The 5,218-nt window shown below is 63.8% G+C and carries 7 protein-coding genes; 3 read left to right on the forward strand and 4 right to left on the reverse strand.

The features are described from left to right. From L995_RS23705 to L995_RS23715, 3 genes are all read left to right on the forward strand, one after another. Positions 1 to 336 (forward strand): thiolase C-terminal domain-containing protein (locus L995_RS23705; RefSeq protein WP_047473913.1); only part of this gene is annotated, 336 nt, incomplete at its 5' end. A 17-nt stretch (positions 337 to 353) separates the two neighbouring features. Then, positions 354 to 1,172, forward strand: a complete 819-nt coding sequence (locus tag L995_RS23710) for an enoyl-CoA hydratase/isomerase family protein (RefSeq protein WP_047473914.1) — start codon at positions 354 to 356, stop codon at positions 1,170 to 1,172. Positions 1,173 to 1,250: 78 nt separating this feature from the next. Continuing rightward, positions 1,251 to 2,066, forward strand: a complete 816-nt coding sequence (locus tag L995_RS23715; RefSeq protein ID WP_047473915.1) for an SDR family NAD(P)-dependent oxidoreductase — start codon at positions 1,251 to 1,253, stop codon at positions 2,064 to 2,066. A gap of 81 nt (positions 2,067 to 2,147) precedes the next feature. Here the strand turns inward: L995_RS23715 and L995_RS23720 are convergent, their stop codons facing one another. The 4 genes from L995_RS23720 to L995_RS23735 form a co-directional block, all read right to left on the reverse strand. Then, on the reverse strand, positions 2,148 to 2,447 hold the full coding sequence (locus L995_RS23720) for a putative quinol monooxygenase (RefSeq protein WP_047473916.1): 300 nt from the start codon (positions 2,445 to 2,447) through the stop codon (positions 2,148 to 2,150). 56 nt (positions 2,448 to 2,503) lie between these two features. Continuing rightward, positions 2,504 to 3,268 carry an SDR family NAD(P)-dependent oxidoreductase gene (locus tag L995_RS23725; RefSeq protein WP_231574516.1) on the reverse strand — a complete coding sequence of 255 codons (765 nt, stop codon included), beginning with the start codon at positions 3,266 to 3,268 and terminating at the stop codon, positions 2,504 to 2,506. A 41-nt stretch (positions 3,269 to 3,309) separates the two neighbouring features. Beyond that, on the reverse strand, positions 3,310 to 3,810 hold the full coding sequence (locus tag L995_RS23730) for a nuclear transport factor 2 family protein (RefSeq protein ID WP_047473918.1): 501 nt from the start codon (positions 3,808 to 3,810) through the stop codon (positions 3,310 to 3,312). A gap of 70 nt (positions 3,811 to 3,880) precedes the next feature. Next, on the reverse strand, positions 3,881 to 4,846 hold the full coding sequence (locus tag L995_RS23735) for a Bug family tripartite tricarboxylate transporter substrate binding protein (protein WP_047473919.1): 966 nt from the start codon (positions 4,844 to 4,846) through the stop codon (positions 3,881 to 3,883). Between the last annotated feature and the right edge of the window lie 372 nt (positions 4,847 to 5,218).

Raw genomic sequence — 5,218 nt, forward strand, 5'->3', positions numbered from 1 at the left:
CCGCGTGACCTGCTGGAGCTGCACGACGCCTTCTCGGTGGAGGAGCTTCTGTACAGCGAAGCCATCGGCGTCTGCGAGCCGGGCGAGGGCGCGGCCTATCTGGAGCGCGGCGATTCGCGAATCGGCGGACGCTGCGCCATCAACGCCTCGGGCGGGCTGATCGGCATGGGCCATCCGCTGGGTCCCACCGGCATCGGCCAGATCGCCGAGATCACGCGCCAGCTGCGTGGCGAAGCCGGTGAACGCCAGCACACACAGGCCCGCTGGGGGATGGCGCACATGATCGGCCTCGGCTCCGTGGCCATTGCCCACGTTCTTTCGGCACCCGGTGCCTGAGTCACAAGGAGAGATGCATGACAAGCAACAGCTGTCCTGACCGCGTCGAACTGCCGACGCTGATCTACGAGGTGCGCGACAGGGTGGCCATCATCACCCTGAACCGACCTGACCGCATGAACACGCTGGGTGGCAGCATGAAGCCGGATCTGGCCCGCGCCTTCTTCGAGCTGGCACGCACGGATGAACGCGTCCGGGCGGTCGTACTGACCGGCGCCGGAGACCGCGCCTTCTGTGCGGGCGCCGATATCAAGGAGCGTGCGGACCAGCAGGTCAACAGCACCGCCTTCTTTCTTGCCCAGAAAGGCACGCACGAGTTGTTCCGCAGTATCGAGGAGTTTGAAAAGCCCGTGCTGGCGGCCCTCAATGGCGTGGCGTTGGGCGGGGGGCTGGAGCTGGCACTGTGCTGCGACCTGCGGCTGGCGTCCTCCTCCGCCAAGCTAGGCCTGCCCGAAGTCCGCCTGGGGGTGATCCCCGCCGCAGGAGGGACACAGCGGCTGCCGCGCCTGATCGGCGAAGCCCGCGCCAAGGCACTGATGCTCATGGCCGCCCAGATCGATGCCGAGCAGGCGCTGCAGTATGGACTGGTCACCCAGGTACTGGCACCCGAAGCGCTGCTGCCCGCCACGCTGGTGCTGGCACAGCAGATCGCGGAGATGCCGCCATTGGCCGTGTGCTTTGCCAAGCGCGCCGTCAATCGCGGCATGCAGACGGACCTGGACAGCGGTCTCGAATTCGAGCGCTATGCGGCCGCACTGCTGGTGGACACGGAGGACCGCAAGGAGGGCATGCGTGCCTTCGTGGAGAAGCGCAAGCCCGTGTTCCACGGCCGCTGAAGACCCAGGGCGCGCATGCACGGAGCCCGTGGCACATCTTTCACATCACATCCCTATTCACATCCAAGGAAAGCTTTCATGAAACTCGGACTCGAATCACAAGTAGCACTGGTGACTGGCGGGGGCCAGGGCGTGGGCCGGCAAATCTGCCTTGAACTGGCCCGCGAAGGCGCACGTGTCGTCGTCAACGACCTGTTTGCCGAGCGTGCGCAGGCGGTCGCCCGCGAAATCCAGGAACTGGGAGGCCAGGCATTGGCCGCCGCGGCCGATATCACCCAGGCCGACCAGGTCCAGCAAATGGTCGAAACCGCCGCGCACCACTTCGACGCGCCGGTGCAGATCCTGGTCAACAACGCGGGCATCATTCCCGAGCGGCGCGAGAAAGGCGGCCGCACGCCGGCGTTCCTGGACATGCCCATGGCCGACTGGGCCAAGATCGTCAACCTGAACGTCTACGGAACCATGCATTGCTGCCTGGCCACCCTGCCCGGCATGGTGGCCAGGAAGGGCGGGCGCATCGTCAACATCATCTCGGAGGCCGGCCGCATCGGCGAAGCCAACATGGCCGTCTATTCCGGCGCGAAGGCGGCCATCGCCGGCTTCGGCAAGGCATTGGCGCGCGAGCATGGCCGCCATGCCATCACGGTCAACGCCATCGCGTTGGGCGCCGTGTCACACGAGGGCATCAAGGACGGGCCGCTGCATATCGACGCCACCGTGCAGAACAACGAACTGCTGGCAAAGATGGTGAACCTGTACCCCATCTCCAAAGGCGTGGGCAGGCTCTCGCGCCCGGACGACATCTCGGGCGTGGTGGCCTTTCTGGCTTCCGAGCGCGCATTGTTCATCACCGGTCAAACCATTGGCGTCTCCGGAGGGTTCACGATGGTTTGAAGATGACGCTGACCGTCTTGCCCCGCCGCGCCCGCTGCGGCGCGGCGCTTGGCGGTCAGGCGTCACTCCCGTTGGCCGGCCTCAGCGCGCGCGGATGGCCTCCGCCTGGTAGGTGGCGATGTGCGGGCTCTCCTCACTCAGCTCGGCCATGGACTGCGCAAAATCCCGCGAAGTCTGCAGATGAAAGTGGGCTTGCAGCGCCGCCATATCGCTCCAGCGCTCCACAAAGACGAAGCGCAGCGGCTGCTGCACATCACGGCTCACTTCGTGGGACACGCAACCCGGCTCCGAGCGGGAGCGCAGAACGTGCTCCACAGCCAGCCGCTGCACAGCGGCCTCCGTGTCCTTGCGAGCGATGACATGGCCTGTCACGATGATCATGGTGAACCCGGTCTGTTTGCAGATGTGGAATAAAGGCAGAGAAGGATGAGGCTGGCCTATCGCGCACTGGTCCCCCCATCAACAGGAATGATGGCCCCCGTCATGTAGCTCGATGCCGGCGACGCCAGCAGCAGCGCTAGTCCCTTGATTTCATGCGGCTCGGCGATCCGGCCCAGCGGGACGTAGGTGCGCATGCGCTCGGCACTCTCCGGCAGGCGCAGGCGCCCGCCGTTGAGTCCTGTCGCAAAGGGGCCGGGAGCGATGGCGTTCACCAGCACGTTGTAGGGCGCCAGCTCCACGGCCGCCTGGCGCACGATGTTGTTGACGGCCGCCTTTGACGCGACGTAGGCATAGCCGGAATGCGCCTCCGAACGCAGCCCTGCAATCGACGAGGTCACGATGATCCGCCCGCAATGGCGGGGCTTCATATGGCGGCTGGCGGCACGCATGGTGGCCAGCACGCCGTCCAGGTTCACCTTGAGCACACGCTCCCAGACCACGGGGTCCACGTTCTGCAGGCCCCCCTGCTCGACCAGAAAGCCGCGCCCGGCGCTCATACCTGCGTTGGCGAACACGCAGTCGATGTGTCCTTGCCCCGCCATCGCGTCCACCACCCGATCCACCTCGGCGCCATCGCTGACGTCCATCACCACCTGCTGCACCTTCTGGTGCGTCTTGCGCAGGCGATGCATCTCGGTGTCCAGCGCCTGCGCGTCGCTGTCCGACAGAACCACGTGCGCCCCAGCCTCGAGCATGGCCTGCGCGATGGCCAGCCCCAGCCCGCTGGCGGCCCCGGTCACCAGCACCCGTTGGCCGCTCATGTCAAAAAGCAAAGGCACGGTCATGGATTCGGCGCTACGCATCAATGAGCCCCCTGGAGAGGAATGAGGTCGTCCCAGCGCTCCGTGGCCTCGATCATGTAGTGCACGCTCAAGGTGACCCGCTGGAACAGCCATTGCCCATTGACCCGGATGTACTCGTCGTCAAACCGTCCCACCACGTAAAAACTCTTGCCGTCCCGCACAGGCCGCCCATCCAGATAACTGGATCCTGTGCCACGGTCCCCTTGCACCTGCACGACATGGCTGTGGATGAACTGCCGGGCCGCCTGGATCGGGAACGAAGCGAAGAAGGCACGGATGCGGTCCTTGCCCCGGACCTCGGCCCGTCCTCCATAGGCCACCACGGCGTCCGGTGCAAACAGCTCATACAGGCGATCTCCTGCATCCTCGTTCACGAGCTCGTGGTAGCGGGCACGCAGCGCGCGGATGGCCTCTATGCTGTCCAACTGCTCGACACGTTGCGCGATGGCCTGGATCTGGCTGTGCAGGGCCGCGAGGTCCTGCGTGGGGATGACTGTCATTGCGACGGCTCCTGCTGGAAACAGTGGAAGTGGTGAAAGTGGCTCATGGGGCAGCCCCTGCAGGCCGCCCTCAAAGACTCGCCCCGGATTTGCGTATCACCTCGGCCCATTTGGCGGCTTCGGTCGCCACGAAGGGCTGGAACACTTCGTGCGGCATCCCCATCTTGACGCTGGACACGGCCTCCAAGGAGGCGGTGACCTCGGGCGAATTCAAGGCATGGCCGACGGCATCCGACAGGCGCTGGATGATGGGCGCCGGTGTATGTGCGGGTGCAAAGACACCGCCCCAGTTCATGGCCACCACGCTCGGAATCCCGGCCTCGGCCATGGTCGGCACCTCGGGCAACGCGGCCAAGCGGCTCGTGCTGGTCACCGCCAGCGCAGCGATCTTTCCATCCCGGATGTGGGCTCTAGATGTCTGGACATAGTCGAACAGCAGGTCGAGATTTCCCGCGATCAGATCGACCAGGGCCGCGGTGCTGGCCTTGTAGGGCACCTGGTTGAAGCGCGCACCGGTCTGGGTCTGGAGCAACTCCAGGCACAGGTGGGCAGACGTCCCATTTCCACCGTAGCCAAAGTTGAGCTTGCCTGGCTGCTGCCTGCCCAGCTCAATGACTTCGGCGACGGTTTTCCACTTCCGGCCCGGGTTGGAAACCAGGACGTTAGCGTTTCCCGTCAGTCCATGAATGGCGACGAAGTCCTTGACCGGGTCATAGCGGATGTTCTTGAACAGCGTGCTATTGGTGCCCTGCGTGCCCTGAGTGCCGACCAGAAGCGTGTAGCCATCAGGCGCGGCGCGCGCCACGAACTCGGCACCAATGGAGCCGCTAACGCCCACCCGATTCTCGATCACGAAGGGCTGGCCCAGATTCTCACTCAACGCCTTCGCGACCAGGCGCGCCTGGACGTCCACCACGCTCCCGGCAGAGAACGGAACGACTAGGGTTATGGGCCGCTGCGGGTAACTGCCCTGCGCGAACACCGGGGGCGGCAGTGCCATGGCCCCAATGGATGCCGAAAAACTGCGACGGTTCATCACGGTTATGCCTCCTTGCCCAATGGATACGGTTGCCCTGCGCGTGAACGCAGGCACTCAAAAGGGCATGACATGCCCCAGACATGTCAACCCTAGCTTCTGAAAATTACGATTATTCGTAAACATCTTCAAAATATCGTAGATCAGAAACTCATGAAGTCCTAGGGCAAACTAGCAAGAATGCTCAGTATTTGTTCAGAAATTGCATATTTCAGGGGTTTTCCCTGTATTAAATTCGTTGATTTCTACGAAATATCGTAGATAAATAGAAGTCCAATAGTGTGTGGGCATCACATGCGATGGCTTAGACTGGCTAACACCACCGATCCACGAAGCGCGCACAGATGATCGCCGCTGCCAGTTTCAGCAGCG

Source organism: Delftia sp. ZNC0008, assembly GCF_000799035.1.
In the GTDB taxonomy this organism is placed as follows: Bacteria; Pseudomonadota; Gammaproteobacteria; order Burkholderiales; family Burkholderiaceae_C; genus Comamonas; species Comamonas tsuruhatensis.